The 14,128-nt window shown below is 52.7% G+C and carries 11 protein-coding genes; 6 read left to right on the top strand and 5 right to left on the bottom strand.

Annotated features, from left to right (window positions below; all coding sequences use genetic code 11):
- The first annotated feature begins 13 nt into the window (after positions 1-13).
- Positions 14-1,957 carry a class I poly(R)-hydroxyalkanoic acid synthase gene (gene phaC / locus ACW44H_RS12650; protein WP_457504836.1) on the top strand — a complete coding sequence of 648 codons (1,944 nt, stop codon included), beginning with the start codon at positions 14-16 and terminating at the stop codon, positions 1,955-1,957.
- 70 nt (positions 1,958-2,027) lie between these two features.
- On the opposite strand, the gene ahpF is transcribed toward phaC, so the two are convergent.
- Both ahpF and ahpC read right to left on the bottom strand, forming a co-directional pair.
- Positions 2,028-3,584, bottom strand: a complete 1,557-nt coding sequence (ahpF, locus tag ACW44H_RS12645) for an alkyl hydroperoxide reductase subunit F (RefSeq protein ID WP_457504835.1) — start codon at positions 3,582-3,584, stop codon at positions 2,028-2,030.
- Between the two features lie 158 nt (positions 3,585-3,742).
- Positions 3,743-4,306: an alkyl hydroperoxide reductase subunit C gene (ahpC, locus tag ACW44H_RS12640; RefSeq protein ID WP_113271140.1), complete on the bottom strand. Its 564-nt coding sequence runs from the start codon at positions 4,304-4,306 to the stop codon at positions 3,743-3,745.
- A 360-nt stretch (positions 4,307-4,666) separates the two neighbouring features.
- Between ahpC and ACW44H_RS12635 the strand changes: the two genes are divergently transcribed.
- The 4 genes from ACW44H_RS12635 (at position 4,667) to ACW44H_RS12620 (ending at position 8,877) form a co-directional block, all read left to right on the top strand.
- Positions 4,667-5,770, top strand: coding sequence for a polyamine ABC transporter substrate-binding protein (locus ACW44H_RS12635; RefSeq protein ID WP_457504834.1), 1,104 nt, complete (start codon positions 4,667-4,669; stop codon positions 5,768-5,770).
- A gap of 102 nt (positions 5,771-5,872) precedes the next feature.
- A complete protein-coding gene (gene potA / locus ACW44H_RS12630; RefSeq protein ID WP_457504832.1) occupies positions 5,873-7,054 on the top strand; it encodes a polyamine ABC transporter ATP-binding protein in 1,182 nt (393 codons plus the stop codon).
- Positions 7,055-7,138: 84 nt separating this feature from the next.
- The gene (locus tag ACW44H_RS12625; protein WP_457504831.1) at positions 7,139-8,050 is read left to right on the top strand and encodes an ABC transporter permease subunit; all 912 of its coding nucleotides are present in this window, start codon (positions 7,139-7,141) and stop codon (positions 8,048-8,050) included.
- Positions 8,047-8,877 carry an ABC transporter permease subunit gene (locus ACW44H_RS12620; protein WP_447046081.1) on the top strand — a complete coding sequence of 277 codons (831 nt, stop codon included), beginning with the start codon at positions 8,047-8,049 and terminating at the stop codon, positions 8,875-8,877. Before ACW44H_RS12625 ends, ACW44H_RS12620 begins: the two co-directional genes overlap by 4 nt.
- A 5-nt stretch (positions 8,878-8,882) precedes the next feature.
- On the opposite strand, the gene ACW44H_RS12615 is transcribed toward ACW44H_RS12620, so the two are convergent.
- Positions 8,883-9,092: a CPXCG motif-containing cysteine-rich protein gene (locus tag ACW44H_RS12615; RefSeq protein ID WP_113271145.1), complete on the bottom strand. Its 210-nt coding sequence runs from the start codon at positions 9,090-9,092 to the stop codon at positions 8,883-8,885.
- Positions 9,093-9,236: 144 nt separating this feature from the next.
- Here ACW44H_RS12615 and ACW44H_RS12610 point away from each other — a divergent pair, with 144 nt between their 5' ends.
- The gene (locus ACW44H_RS12610) at positions 9,237-9,665 is read left to right on the top strand and encodes a DUF3617 domain-containing protein (RefSeq protein ID WP_113271146.1); all 429 of its coding nucleotides are present in this window, start codon (positions 9,237-9,239) and stop codon (positions 9,663-9,665) included.
- Positions 9,666-9,804: 139 nt separating this feature from the next.
- On the opposite strand, the gene ACW44H_RS12605 is transcribed toward ACW44H_RS12610, so the two are convergent.
- A complete protein-coding gene (locus tag ACW44H_RS12605) occupies positions 9,805-12,939 on the bottom strand; it encodes an efflux RND transporter permease subunit (RefSeq protein WP_457504830.1) in 3,135 nt (1,044 codons plus the stop codon).
- Complete coding sequence (locus ACW44H_RS12600; protein ID WP_457504828.1) at positions 12,939-14,015, bottom strand: efflux RND transporter periplasmic adaptor subunit; 1,077 nt, start codon at positions 14,013-14,015, stop codon at positions 12,939-12,941. Before ACW44H_RS12600 ends, ACW44H_RS12605 begins: the two co-directional genes overlap by 1 nt.
- Positions 14,016-14,128: the final 113 nt, after the last annotated feature.

The following is a 14,128-nucleotide window of genomic DNA, read 5'->3' as shown; positions in this document are numbered from 1 at the left end:
AGGGAGAGTAATTATGCAATCAGCGTGGCACAATCCGTTCCAGGCTCTATCATCAGGGCTATCGCAGGGGCTGCCTCAAGGTCTATCTCAAGCACTATCCCAAGGGCTACCTGATGGTTTAGCTTTAGGCTTGCCTGAAGGATTATCGCAGGCAGAAATTGAAGCCTGGAATAATCAGCTTAAAGAGATCGGCGAACAGTACCAAGGATTGATGCAGGATTTGCTTTCCCGTATTGCCCCCAGTGAAGCCGCCGACTCAATTTACAGCGATATGCGTGAAAGCTTTGAAGCCGGTGCGAAGTCGCTGATGCAAAACCCTACCCTGTTGTGGCAAACCCAGGCTCGGTTGCTACAGGATCAATGGCTTTTATGGCAACAAGCCATGCGTGGCATGGCCGGGGAGCAAGTCACCCCGCTCATTACACCGGCTAAAAGTGATCGCCGTTTTAAAGATGAGGCGTGGACCCAGGACCCGCACTACATGGCCATTATGCAGCAGTACTTACTGTTTTCGCAGATGGTGGAAGAGCTGGTTGAAAGTTTAAGTGGTTTAGACGAAACCCAGCAGCGTAACCTGATGTTTTACGCACGCCAGCTTGTCAATGCGATGGCGCCGACTAATTTTATAACCACTAACCCTGAAGTCATGCGCCGTACACTTGAAACGCGTGGCCAGAACTTGGTCGATGGGCTAGCGCGCCTACGCGAAGATTTAGGTAATTCTGCAGAAGGTATTAATGTCCGCATGACCGATCGCGGCGCCTTTGGCGTAGGCGAAAACATCGCTGTGACCCCGGGTTCGGTGGTATATGAAAATGAACTGATCCAGTTGATCCAGTACACACCGACAACGGAAAAGACGTTTAAGACGCCGTTGCTCATAGTGCCGCCCTGGATCAATAAGTATTACATCCTTGACTTGCGTGAAGACAACTCAATGGTTAAGTGGCTGGTGGATAAAGGTCATACGGTATTTTTGATCTCCTGGCGTAACCCCGGCCCTGAGCAGCGCGATATTACCTGGGCCGATTATATGCAGATGGGGCCCATTAGCGCGATGGAAGCTATCGAGCAGGCTTGTGGGGAGAAGTCGGTCAATCTGCTTAGCTATTGTGTTGGTGGTACATTAGCCGCCTCTACGGTGGCATATCTCACCAGCACGCGTCGTGGGCGTAAAGTTAAGTCGGTCACTTATATGGCGACACTGCAAGATTTTCGCGATCCGGGCGATATCGGCGTCTTTTTGAATGAACGAGTGGTCGAAGGCATAGAGCAGACGCTTGAGCTGAAAGGTTATCTGGACGGGCGCTCAATGGCCTACACCTTCAATTTGCTGCGTGAGAACGATCTTTTTTGGTCTTTTTACATCAATAATTACTTAAAAGGTGAAATGCCAGCCGCTTTTGATCTGCTTTACTGGAATACCGATGGCACCAACCTGCCTGCTGGGACGCATGCTTGGTACCTGCGCCATATGTACTTAGAAAACCGCTTGGTTGAGCCAGGTGGCATTGAATTGGATGGCGTGAAAATTGATCTGCGTAAGGTGTCCACGCCCAGCTATTTCATATCCACCAAAGAAGACCACATCGCCAAGTGGAACAGTACCTACTATGGTGCTTTGTTACCCAAAGGGCCGGTCACCTTCGTATTGGGCGGGTCAGGTCATATCGCGGGTATTGTTAACCCGCCCCATAAAAACAAGTATGGCTACTGGACCAACGATGCGCTGCCGGATAACCATGAAGCGTGGCTAGAAAATGCGACTGCTCAGGAAGGCTCATGGTGGCCCCATTGGCAAGCGTGGATGACCGAGAATGGTTATGCCGATAGCGAGAAAATGGTGCCCGTGCGCCAACCTGGCGAGGGGGAGCTCAATGTGATTGAGCCTGCGCCAGGGCGCTACGTGAAAATGACGATCCCTGAGGTGCTGGGTGAGATCCCCAAGACGTCTTGATTGAGCTAGAGACGGGGAAGACGAGAAAAGCCCGCTGACAATATGTCAGCGGGCTTTAGTTTTATCGTAATCAGTTACGAATCAAGTAATCAAAAGCGCCAAGCGATGCTTTAGCACCTTCCCCCATGGCGATAATGATCTGCTTGTAAGGCACGGTCGTGACATCGCCTGCGGCAAACACACCGGGCACGGACGTCATGCCATGAGCATCGACAATGATTTCACCGCGGGGCGTCATTTCAATCGGTGAGCCTTTCAGCCACTCGGTGTTAGGTACTAAACCAATCTGAACGAAAATACCTTCCAACGCGATGGATTTGCTTTCATCGGTTGTACGGTCTTTATAGTTCAAGCCATTAACACGGCTGCCATCGCCAGTAACTTCGGTCGTTTGTGCGTTGAGAATAATATCGACATTGGGCAAGCTCTTGAGCTTCTTCTGCAGCACGGCGTCAGCGCGCATTTCGCCCATAAATTCAACCAACGTGACGTGGCCGACAATGCCCGCCAGGTCAATAGCTGCCTCAACGCCCGAGTTACCACCACCAATGACCGCTACACGCTTACCTTTGAACAGCGGGCCATCGCAGTGGGGGCAGTAAGCGACGCCTTTGTTGCGGTACTGCTGTTCACCTGGAACGTTCATTTCACGCCAACGGGCGCCTGTCGCCAAAACCAGCGTTTTACTCTTGAGTTTAGCGCCTGATTCAAACGTGACTTCATGCAGGCCGCCTTCGGCTTCGGCCGCTTTAAATGTAGTCGCAAGCTGCAGGTTCATGACGTCGACTTCGTAGTCTTTTACGTGCTCTTCAAGTGCACTGACCAGCTTAGGGCCTTCTGTATGGGAAACAGAAATGAAGTTTTCAATCCCCATGGTGTCGGCCACCTGACCACCGAACCGCTCAGCGGCAATACCCGTATTGATGCCTTTACGCGCCGAGTAAATGGCCGCCGCAGCGCCTGCAGGGCCTCCGCCAATCACCAGTGTATCGAAGGCGGCTTTTTCGCTTAGCTTTTTAGCATCGCGTTCGGCAGCGCCGGTGTCGACTTTGGCAAGAATCTGTTCAAGGGTCATGCGGCCTTGATCGAACGGTTTGCCGTTCAGATAGATGCTCGGCACCGACATGATTTCACGCGACTCGACTTCATCCTGAAACAGCGCCCCGTCGATAGCGACATGGCGCACGTTGGGATTGAAGATAGCCATCAGATTCAGCGCCTGAACCACGTCTGGGCAGTTCTGGCACGAGAGCGAGTAGTACGTCTCGAACAGCATCTCGCCGTCAAGCGCACGAATCTGGTCAAGTTGTTCGTCAGATGTTTTGGGTGGGTGACCGCCGACTTGCAGCAGCGCCAGTACCAACGAGGTGAACTCGTGGCCCATCGGGATACCGGCAAACACCACGCCAGTCTCTTCACCGGGGCGGTTGATCGCAAACGACGGCGTGCGTGCATCCTGCCCATCACTGTGCAAGGTAATTTTATCGCTCAGGTTGCTGATATCTTCCAGTAGTTTGAGCAATTCTTGTGACTTGTCACCGTCATCGAGGGACGCAACGATCTCGAACGGCTGAGTCACTTTTTCCAGATACGCTTTTAACTGGGATTTTAAATTGGCGTCCAGCATGACAGTGCTTCCTCGCAGTTAACTTGTCGGTGATTGGTCACAGAGCACGGCACTACAACGCGTGCTTAATAAAACAAAACACCCGGGCTGGTGCCCGGGTGTCGCGCTGCCAAAAGGGCAACAGAGTGAAAAATATCCGTTTGGCAGCCGTAGGTAGTTTAGATTTTACCTACCAGATCTAATGAAGGTGCGAGGGTGTCTTCGCCTTCTTTCCATTTTGCCGGGCAAACTTCGTTCGGGTTGGCGCGCACGTACTGAGCAGCTTTCACTTTGCGCAGCAGCTCTTCGGCATTACGACCGATGTTGCCAGCGTTGATTTCGACGATCTGGATTTTGCCGTCAGGGTCGACAACAAAGGTACCGCGCTCAGCAAGACCGGCTTCTTCGATCAAGACTTCGAAGTTGCGTGAAATGCGCAGCGTCGGATCAGCAATCATCGGGTACTGGAGCTTGCCGATGGTGTCAGAGCTGTCGTGCCAAGCTTTGTGGGTGAAATGGGTGTCAGTTGAAACACTGTAAATTTCAACGCCCAGTTTCTTGAACTCAGCGTAGTTGTCGGCTAAGTCACCAAGCTCTGTCGGGCACACGAAGGTAAAATCGGCTGGGTAGAAGAAAAAGATTGACCACTGACCCTGTAAGTCCGCTTCAGTAACATCGACAAATTCGCCATTCAAATAGGCAGTTGCTTTAAATGGCTTAACTTCAGTGTTGATTAAAGACATTCAGATAATCTCCGCGATTGGTGAATGAAGAATTAGAAATTGATGATAATACTAACGGCTAACGACTAATGGCTAAAATTAAGAATAGGCATACGATCAATAGTCTTTCCCTATCGCTCCAGACTGATGCCGTTGCGCTGCTGGGTTAATGGGGTCGATGAAGTAGAATACAAGTATTTTTCACATTGGCTTGCGGTAGGCGCCACTGCACCGCAAAATTCGCACGGTCAGCTTTATGACCTACTCTGTTGGTAGCAATAGTAGGCTGTTGGCGATAGAAGCGGTGCATGTTAGGCAAATGTGGTTAAGAATGTGTGGCTAAATAGTTTTATAAGTAGTTTAAACAATAGGAGAAGTAATATGGGGACCATCCACAAACTTTCCCTGGCCGTTGCGGCCATCTCGTTTGCCGCAGCGGCTAGCGCTGCCCATGCCGAAGAGGTGCGGGTGTATAATTGGTCAGATTACATTGCCCCGGAAACGCTGGAAAAATTCACCGAGCGTACCGGCATTGAAGTGACCTATGACGTTTATGATAGCAATGAAATCCTGGATGCCGCGCTGCTCGCTGGCCGTTCGGGCTATGATGTGGTCGTACCCTCTACCTACTACTTCACTCGACAAGTAAAAGCCGGTGTGTTCCAGCCGCTTAACCACGAGTTACTGCCCAATTTAGATAACCTCAATCCTGAACTGATGGCTAACTTGGAAACCATCGACGCCGGTAGCGAATACTCGGTTCCCTATATGTGGGGCACCAATGGCATTGGTTATAACATTGATCGTGTAACAGAAATTCTAGGTGACGATGCGCCAGTAGATAGCTGGGCGCTGCTGTTCGATCCTGAAATAACCGGTGCATTGAGCGAGGCGGGCTGTGGTTTGTCGATGTTGGATTCCGCAGATGAGATGCTTTCGCCCGCTATGGCGTACTTGGGCTTAGACCCGCTTAGCGAAAATATCGACGATATCGAAGCTGCGGGAGAGCTGATTGCCGACGTTCGCGACGACATGACTTACTTCCACTCGTCGCGCTATGTGTCTGATCTGGCGAATGGCGATATCTGCGTGGCTGCTGGCTATTCCGGCGACGTTTTCCAAGCCGCCGAGCGCGCTGAAGAGGCCGGTCGTGATTTCAGTATTGGTTACAGCATTCCTAAAGAAGGCGCTGCCCTCTGGTTCGATATGATGGCGATACCGGCTGACGCCCCGAACACTGAAAACGCCCATGCGTTTATTAACTTTATTCTTGACCCGGAAATCGCCGCTGAGATCACCGAGTATGTACGTTATGCGAACCCTAACGCGGCGGCTAATGAATATCTCTCTGACGAAATTATCAACGATCCCGCTATCTACCCGGAAACTGACGTCATGCAAAACCTGTACGTGCAAGCTGAAAAGCCTCAAGATGTGCTGCGCGCCCGTACACGTATTTGGAACCGCGTGAAGTCTGGCCGTTAAGCCGACCTTTACCTAACAGCGAGCCGGAGGTGCGTCCTCACTGGCTCGCTGTTTATTTTATTAATGTGCCCGGATTGCCGGGCCTTTTGATGGGAGTGGCGAATGGTCACTACACCCCTGTCGAACGAGCCTTCATCTCCTTCACCCTCCCTTCCTATAGCACCACGCCCTCAGGGAAAAAACCCGCGGTTTGCGGAGGATGTAGTGCTGGAAGTTAAGCGCTTGAGCAAGCGATTTGATGATGCGCTGGCGGTGGATGATGTCAATTTGCAGGTTAAGCGCGGCGAAATTTTCGCATTATTAGGCGGATCCGGGTCAGGAAAATCAACCTTGCTGCGGATGTTGGCGGGGTTTGAGACGCCAACGGAAGGGCGCATTTTGTTAGACGGTGTCAATATCACCGCGATGCCCCCGCATAAGCGGCCCATCAATATGATGTTCCAGTCCTATGCACTGTTTCCGCATATGACAGTGGCGCAGAACATCGCTTTTGGCTTGAAACAGGACAAGTTACCGAAAGCGGATATCGACGCCCGCGTCGCACAAATGCTCAAGTTGGTGCATATGGAGCGCTTTGCCAAGCGCAAGCCGCATCAACTTTCCGGTGGGCAACGCCAACGGGTAGCGCTGGCTCGCTCACTCGCCAAGCGGCCAAAGCTGTTGCTGTTAGACGAGCCCATGGGTGCGCTGGATAAAAAACTGCGCACTGAAATGCAGCTGGAAGTGGTCGAAATTATCGAACAGGTAGGGGTTACCTGCATTATGGTGACCCACGACCAGGAAGAAGCCATGACCATGGCCGACCGTGTGGCGATCATGGCCGATGGCTGGATCGAGCAGATCGGCTCACCCATCGATATTTATGAAAGCCCGGCAAGCCGAATGGTGGCTGAGTTCGTTGGCACGGTGAACCTGTTTGAAGGGGAAATTATCGAAGATGCTGCCGACCATTGCCGCATCGTCGCCCCGGCACTTGAGCGGCCCATTTATATTGACCACGGTATTACTACCCAGGCAATGGATCGTCGGGTTTGGGTCGCGTTGCGCCCAGAAAAAATCTGGTTAACCCGTGAAAAGCCCACCACGGAATATAACTGGGCAGAAGGGAGGGTGGATGATATCGCCTACTTGGGCGGTTTCTCACTCTATTACGTGCGTACTGCCGCTGGCCAGATGATCAAGGTCAGCATGGCCAATACAGAACGTCGCGGTGATCGGCCAACCTGGGAAGACAGCGTTTATGTTCACTGGGAAGATCACAGCACCATCGTCTTGAACCGTTAATATCCTGCACCGCCCATGTTTTGAATCGCTAGGGCCTGGAGCCGCTAGTGTGGCGAACTTCTTACGGCGAGGAGACTGCCTTTAATGAAGCCATCTCTTTCTTCAGCACTGTTCAAACGCATGCAGTTAGGGCGCCGAGCGGTGATTGCGTTTCCGCTTGTGTGGCTAACGCTGTTTTTTTTACTGCCCTTTGCGCTGGTGCTCAAGATCAGCTTGTCCGAAGCAGCCATTGCGATTCCACCCTATGGTCCGCTGCTTGAGTACGCTGACCAGACGCTGCATGTATTTCTCAATCTCGGTAACTATCTCTTTTTACTTTCGGATTCGCTCTATATAGCCGCATATTGGGGCTCGGTAAAAACAGCGTTCATAGCCACCCTAGCGTGCTTGCTACTAGGCTATCCGATGGCTTATGCGATGGCGAGGGCGCCGGCACGCTGGCAGTTGCTATTACTGCTGTTAGTCATGCTACCGTCTTGGACGTCTTTTTTGATTCGGGTTTACGCCTGGATGGGAATTTTAAGTAACAGCGGATTGATTAATAACCTATTGATAGGGCTAGGTCTGATTGACTCGCCGCTGCGTATGATGAATACCCAGTTTGCCGTCACCATTGGGATTGTCTACGCCTATTTGCCGTTTATGGTATTGCCGCTGTATGCCCATCTAACCCGGCTGGATAACGCCTTATTGGAAGCCGCTGCTGACCTTGGCTCGCGCAAGCTGAATACCTTTATCAAAGTTACTCTGCCGTTATCGATGGGAGGCATTATTGCCGGTTCGATGCTGGTGTTTATTCCGGCGGTTGGGGAGTTCGTGATTCCCGAATTGCTTGGCGGCCCGAACACACTGATGATCGGTAAGGTGTTGTGGGAAGAGTTTTTCCTTAATCGCGACTGGCCCGTCGCGTCGGCGCTGGCCATGGTGATGCTGTTGTTATTACTGGTACCGATTGTCTGGTTCCATCGTTACCAGTCCCGGGAGCTGGCGTCATGAGCCGCCTACGCAGGATCAACTTCTCGACGTTCATGCTGGTGCTTGGCCTGCTGTTTCTTTACCTGCCCATGTTTGTGTTGGTGGTGTATTCGTTTAACGCCTCGAAACTGGTCACGGTGTGGGCGGGCTTTTCTACTCAGTGGTACGGCGAGCTATTTCGCGATCAGCAGATTTTATCGGCGGTGTGGACGAGCCTGCGCATCGCTTTTTTCGCGGCCAGCATGGCGGTTTGCTTGGGGACTGTGGCAGCGTTTGTAATGACCCGCTATGGCCATTTTCGGGGTAAAACGGCGCTCTCCAGTATGGTGACGGCGCCGCTAGTGATGCCCGAGGTGATTACTGGCCTGTCGCTACTGCTACTATTTGTACAAATGGCGCAAATAACCGGTTGGCCTGCCGATCGGGGCATGGCGACGATCTGGATTGCCCACACCACGTTTTGCAGTGCCTACGTAGCGGTGGTTGTGGCCGCGCGCCTGCGTGAAGTAGATCATTCGATTGAAGAGGCCGCCATGGATTTAGGCTCGCCGCCAGTGAAAACCTTCTTTTCCATCACACTGCCGATCATTACGCCGGCATTGGCGGCAGGTTGGCTGCTGGCGTTTACGCTCTCCTTGGACGATTTAGTGATTGCCAGCTTTGTTTCAGGTCCTGGGGCGAATACGCTGCCGATGGTGGTATTTTCATCGGTGCGTATGGGCGTATCGCCAAAGATTAATGCACTCGCCACGTTGATTATATTGATCGTATCTTTGGCAACACTGTTGGCTTGGTTTTTTATGCGTCGTAACGAGACTAGGCGGAAGGCAGCGCTACGAGAAGCTTAGATCTGCTATAGAACATCATCGTCGCGTCCAGCGACAACGCTATCGAGCTCTCCACTCATTGGCGAGACAATAATTTGTAGCTGGATGGGCGCGCAGCACTGATGGCAATCTTCCCAGGTTTCGTGGCTACCCTGAGAAGTATCAATCAGAAAGGTCAGCGGTGAGTCGCAGTAAGGGCAATGAAAGTCATAATTGACCAGGGCATCGTCATGCATGGTTAACTACCTTTTATAGTCGGTGCGCAAAGTCAGGCATTGATTAAGCATAGAGTGTAGCAGTGTGATCGCCAGGTAGGGCATCGTGGGTGTGAATCAGGTAGGATATTCGCTGGTTCCTTAAGCAACGCAGTGAGAGTAGCGATGATGTTACGTAACATGGCAGTAGCGGCCCTGGTGGCCTTTCCGATGGTCGCGTTGGCTGAAACCCCCAATGTGGCTGCTGGTGAGTGGGAATTTGTCAGCAAAACCAGCGTCAGCGGTGAAATGGAAATTCCGGATCAAACGGAAACCGAGCGTCAGTGTATTACCCAGGAAGAGCTTGAGGGCGCTGAATTCGGCTTCATCGAGGAAGAAGAGGGCTGTGAGCTGCTCAACCAGGAATTGAACGCGGACGGCCTAAGCTACAGCATGGTGTGTCGTGCTGAGGGTGGCGAAGCCACCATCGATGGCGAAATGCGCTTTATGGGTGAGCGTATTGAAGGCAGCGTCGATATTCTGACCCAGTCGCCCATGGGCGAGCTGAGTATGAATACAGTGATTGAAGGCGAGCACTTGGGTGAGTGTGAGTAACCGCTAGCTCTCTTTCAAAGGGTGCCAACTGGCACCCTTTTTCATTGAGAGTGTCATTGTGAACAGTGAAACGACGAAGCAATCTCAAGCCTACGGTGGCATCTAAAAACCAGATTGCTTCACTGTGTTCGCAATGACTTCAGTCAGATGGCGCGTTAGCAATTTCTTCCTCTAACTGCCGCTTCACTGCGCCTGGCGACCCTGTGTGGCGTGCCAGCAGGTCGTAAGCCACGGGAACCACAAAGAGCGTAAATAGCGTTGCCGAGCCTACCCCCGCCATGATCACGGTGCCAATCACCAGACGCGATTCGGCACCAGGGCCGGTTGATATAATCAGCGGAATGGCACCGGCCATCGTCGTCACGGCCGTCATCAATATCGGCCTTAAGCGCGTGACTGAGGCTTCAATTAACGCTGTTCGGAACGCTTGGCCCTCGTCGCGTAGCTGATTTGCAAACTCAACAATGAGTATGCCGTTTTTAGCGGCTAGGCCAATCAGCAGTACCAGCCCCACTTGGCTATAAATATTTAACGATTGGCCGCTCAAGAGCAGGGCAAGCAACGCCCCACTCATTGCCAACGGCACCGTGAGCATAATCACCAAGGGGTGAATCAAGCTCTCAAATTGGGCAGCGAGCACCAAGAAAACGACTAAAGCTCCCAGTATCAACAGAAACGCGGTGGCACCGCTGGCCTGCCGGAAATCACGCGACGCTCCGGCCACATTGGTTTGTGCCTCTTCCGGTAGTAGCTCAGCGGCGGCTTCTTCTAGATATGTCAATGCCTCGCCTAGCGGATAGCCATCCGCCAGGTTAGCTTCAATGGTAATGGCGCGTATACGGTCAAAGCGATTTAAGGTGCTGGCGCCCGCAAAATCGGAAAGGGTGACGAGACTGGCCAAGGGAATCAGCTCGCCGGTACGTGCAGAGCGAACCTGAATGTTATCCAATGCCCTGGGACTGTTCTGACTGCCGCGGTCGCCTTCCAAAATAACATCGTACTCTTCGCCATCATCCACGTAGCGAGTAACATTACGGCCGCCTAACAGTACCTCCAGTGTTCTGCCGATCTCCATGACGGTAACCCCTAACGATGCAGCACGCTCATAATCAATTTCCACCCGCAGTTGCGGCTGGGTCTCGTTATAGTTGCTCTCCAAAGCCATTAAGCGCGGGTTGTTTTCACGCACATGATCTATCAATGTATCGCGCCAGCGGGCTAGCTCCTCGTACGTCCCACCACCCAGCACAAACTGCACCGGCTTTTGGGTGCGTTGCCCAAAACCTTGGCGCATCACAGGGAAGGCTTGCACCCCCGGTAATGTGCTCAGTGTTTGACGCACTTCGGCCATGATTTCCCAGGCGCTACGTCGGCTGCCCCAGTCGGCCATATTGACGATGATAAAACCGCTGTTGAAGTTCTCGATATTGCCGTAGCCGCGCGGGGCACGGACCACCACCCGTTCCAGCTCGCCGCTCTCGACCAGAGGCGTCATACGTGTTTCGATTTCATCCATGTAATCCATCATGTAGTCGAAGGTAGCCCCTTCAGGGCCATTCACTAATACGATGAAGTTACCGCGATCCTCCTGCGGGGTGTATTCGTTCGGCAGTATTGTGGCCAGCCAGGCGGTAGCGGCAATTAGCAACACAAATAGGGCCACTACCAGCCAGCGCATAGTGAGCATCCACTCAAGGGAAGCCTGATAGCGCCGTTGTGTGCCGCTAAGCAGCCACTGCACGGCTCTGCCGATACGGCTATCGTGCATGCCCGGCTTAAGTATTTTCGACGCCATCATGGGAGTGAGTGTTAGTGCGAGCAGGGTAGAGACTACGACCGCAGCGGCCATGGTAAGCGCGAACTCGGAAAACAGCCGGCCAATATCGCCCTGCAGCATGCTAAGGGGCACGAATACCGCTACTAATACGAGCGTGGTAGCAATAACGGCAAAGGCGATTTGCCGTGTACCTCGAAAGGCGGCGACTAAAGGCGTTTCGCCGTAGTCGTGCATACGCCGATTAATATTCTCAAGTACCACGATGGCGTCATCAACAATCAAGCCAATGGCAAGCACTAGCGCTAGCAGCGTTAACAGGTTGATCGAGAAGTTCATCACGGCAAGAGCGGTAAAGGCACCAATAACGGCAATAGGCACGGTCACCGCAGGGACTAGGGTGGTGCGCAAATTGCCTAAAAACATGAACATCACCACCACGACTAAGCCCATGGCGATGAATAGTGTCATGACGACCTGTTCAATTGCCCCCGAAACAAACAATGAGGCGTCGTAGTTCAGGCTCAGTGACATCCCTTCAGGCAGCGTACCCTGCAGCCGCTCTAACTCCACCTGCACCGCTTCAGAAAGCTCTACCACATTGGCTGTCGACTGCATGATCATGCCAAGGCCGACCATGGGGACGCCGTTGGAGCGGAAAACAGAGCGGTCCTCTACCGCGCCGACCTCTACCCTTGCTACATCGGCAAGGCGAACCAGATAGCCGCTTTCGCCCTGATTGAGGGAAGGGGTACGGGGAGCATTAAGAGCCAAACGCTGAAAATCCTCGGCGTTGGCAAAGCTGCGGGGAAGGCGAACAATAAACTGCCTATCTTCGGACTCAATCGAGCCTGCTGGCAGTTCAACGTTTTCTGCCCGTAGTGCATCTTCGATATCGCTCACAGTGAGGCCGCGCGCGGCTAGCGCATTACGGTCCACCCATACCCGCATGGCGTAGTCGCTGCCACCGCCCACACGCACCCGTGCGACACCCGGCTGAACAGAAAGGCTGTCGACCAAGAAGCGGTTAGCGTAGTCGGTAAGTTCGGTGATGGAGTACTCTTCACCAGAAAGGCTGAGCCACACCACAATCTCTTCACTGCTATCGGCTTTGGTCACCTCAGGGTTATCAGCATCATCGGGTAGGTTGCGAAGGGCGCCGGATATGCGATCACGAATATCATTGGCGGCGGCATTAATGTCCACATCAATGCCAAATTCGATTTCAATCTGAGAGCGGCCGTCCTCGCTTTGCGAGGTAATTAGCTCAATGCCTTCAACGCCCGCGATACGGTCTTCAAGTACTTGGGTGATTCGCGTTTCAACAACGCTAGCGGATGCCCCCGGGTAGCGGGTGTCAATGGTGACTATCGGCGGATCAATCGTCGGGTACTCTTGCAGCGGCAGGCGGTTGAGTGCTAATGAGCCAAACGCGATAATCAAGGCTGCAATCACCATTGCCAAGACGGGACGCTGAACGGAAATATCCGAAAGACGCATTAGCGGTCAGCCTCCAGTAAGGCTCGAATACCGGTCTCGTCATCGGTAATGCCGATCAATCTCGCCTCTTGGCCATCTCGGGCTAGCTGTAAGCCATGGACGACGATTAAATCGCCAGCGGATAGCCCCTCTAGAATTTCCACTTCACCATTACGCCGCTCACCGATCACAATTTCGCGTCGTGTTAAACGTGTCGCGTCATCACCTTGTTCGATTAGCATCACAAAATGACGGTCTCCACTGGGTTCAATGGCTGCCTCAGGGATGACAATGGTGTCGCGTACGTGTTGCTGAACGACAACCTCCATCAGCATGCCAGGGCGCAGTCGTCCATCTGCATTATCAAGCTCAGCACGCACATTGATGCTGCGCGTTACCGGGTCGACCCGCGTACCGATGGTGGCGATTTCACCGCTAAAAATGTCGTCAGGGTAGGCGGCAGTAGTGGCATTTAACATTAATCCTGGCGAAAGGCGACCTAGAAACACCTCGGGTACGCTGAAGTCGAGCTTCATGACATCCAGTTTATCGAGGGTCACTAAGTTCATGCCCGGTGTGACCAGGGCACCAACGCTGATATTGCGGAATCCAACGCGTCCGCTGAAGGGCGCTTTTATTTGGTAATTGGCTAGCTGGGCTTCAATCGCTTGTATATCAGCTTCTGCTTGGCGTAGGCGGGATTGGCTATCTTCCACGTCGGCGCGGGCCGCTAAGTTACGTTCCTGCAGCTGCGAGGAACGGTTCGAGGCGTTGCGACGCTCTTCACGAAGCGCCTGTGAAGCTCTCAGCAGTGCCTGCTCTTCTCCATCCTCTAGTTGAATAAGCCGTTGCCCCGCTTCCACCTGCTCACCGTCCTGGAAATTGATTTCGGCGACAATTTCCGTGACGGTGGTCGATAGCGTGACGCTTTCATCGGCACTTAGCGTGCCCAAGGCTTCAAGCGGGTCTGACCAGGTGGTCATTATTGCTCGTGTGCCGATGACCGAGGGCGCTGATTGGGCAAACGCCACCTGCGTTAATAGCAGGCCAAGAGTGAGAAGTGCAAAGCGCAGTCGTCGCCAAACAGTTAAATCCATAGTGGTCCCTGTGTGGTAAATATTTATACAATTATTGTATAGGATGATTTTTAAATATAATAATTTATCTAGCTTATCCCTGATAGAATGCCCGTCTTTTGCCCTCGGAGCCG

The sequence above is a fragment of the Vreelandella sulfidaeris Esulfide1 genome, from assembly GCF_054072535.1.
This window is presented reverse-complemented; position numbering and strand designations above follow the sequence as displayed.

Coding starts and splice junctions, on each gene's coding strand:
- phaC (WP_457504836.1), top strand. CDS start 14: ATGCAATCAGCGTGGCACAATCCGTTCCAGGCTCTATCATCAGGGCTA.
- ahpF (WP_457504835.1), bottom strand. CDS start 3,584: ATGCTGGACGCCAATTTAAAATCCCAGTTAAAAGCGTATCTGGAAAAA.
- ahpC (WP_113271140.1), bottom strand. CDS start 4,306: ATGTCTTTAATCAACACTGAAGTTAAGCCATTTAAAGCAACTGCCTAT.
- ACW44H_RS12635 (WP_457504834.1), top strand. CDS start 4,667: ATGGGGACCATCCACAAACTTTCCCTGGCCGTTGCGGCCATCTCGTTT.
- potA (WP_457504832.1), top strand. CDS start 5,873: ATGGTCACTACACCCCTGTCGAACGAGCCTTCATCTCCTTCACCCTCC.
- ACW44H_RS12625 (WP_457504831.1), top strand. CDS start 7,139: ATGAAGCCATCTCTTTCTTCAGCACTGTTCAAACGCATGCAGTTAGGG.
- ACW44H_RS12620 (WP_447046081.1), top strand. CDS start 8,047: ATGAGCCGCCTACGCAGGATCAACTTCTCGACGTTCATGCTGGTGCTT.
- ACW44H_RS12615 (WP_113271145.1), bottom strand. CDS start 9,092: ATGCATGACGATGCCCTGGTCAATTATGACTTTCATTGCCCTTACTGC.
- ACW44H_RS12610 (WP_113271146.1), top strand. CDS start 9,237: ATGATGTTACGTAACATGGCAGTAGCGGCCCTGGTGGCCTTTCCGATG.
- ACW44H_RS12605 (WP_457504830.1), bottom strand. CDS start 12,939: ATGCGTCTTTCGGATATTTCCGTTCAGCGTCCCGTCTTGGCAATGGTG.
- ACW44H_RS12600 (WP_457504828.1), bottom strand. CDS start 14,015: ATGGATTTAACTGTTTGGCGACGACTGCGCTTTGCACTTCTCACTCTT.